At 53.4% G+C, this 779-nt stretch carries 1 protein-coding gene; it reads right to left on the bottom strand.

All coding sequences use genetic code 11. The features are described 5' to 3' along the window. On the bottom strand, positions 1–689 hold a 689-nt coding region (locus tag HF569_RS12165), incomplete at its 3' end, for an IS6-like element IS26 family transposase (protein ID WP_032152104.1). Between the last annotated feature and the right edge of the window lie 90 nt (positions 690–779).

Here is a 779-nt window from a genome sequence, read left to right on the forward strand (position 1 = left end):
CTGCTTACCAGGCGCATTTCGCCCAGGGGATCACCATAATAAAATGCTGAGGCCTGGCCTTTGCGTAGTGCACGCATCACCTCAATACCTTTGATGGTGGCGTAAGCCGTCTTCATGGATTTAAATCCCAGCGTGGCGCCGATTATCCGTTTCAGTTTGCCATGATCGCATTCAATCACGTTGTTCCGGTACTTAATCTGTCGGTGTTCAACGTCAGACGGGCACCGGCCTTCGCGTTTGAGCAGAGCAAGCGCGCGACCATAGGCGGGCGCTTTATCCGTGTTGATGAATCGCGGGATCTGCCACTTCTTCACGTTGTTGAGGATTTTACCCAGAAACCGGTATGCAGCTTTGCTGTTACGACGGGAGGAGAGATAAAAATCGACAGTGCGGCCCCGGCTGTCGACGGCCCGGTACAGATACGCCCAGCGGCCATTGACCTTCACGTAGGTTTCATCCATGTGCCACGGGCAAAGATCGGAAGGGTTACGCCAGTACCAGCGCAGCCGTTTTTCCATTTCAGGCGCATAACGCTGAACCCAGCGGTAAATCGTGGAGTGATCGACATTCACTCCGCGTTCAGCCAGCATCTCCTGCAGCTCACGGTAACTGATGCCGTATTTGCAGTACCAGCGTACGGCCCACAGAATGATGTCACGCTGAAAATGCCGGCCTTTGAATGGGTTCATGTGCAGCTCCATCAGCAAAAGGGGATGATAAGTTTATCACCACCGACTATTTGCAACAGTGCCCCCGAACGGACGTTAGATTTCGAGTTC

This window comes from Levilactobacillus tujiorum, assembly GCF_012641185.1.
GTDB lineage: Bacteria > Bacillota > Bacilli > Lactobacillales > Lactobacillaceae > Levilactobacillus > Levilactobacillus tujiorum.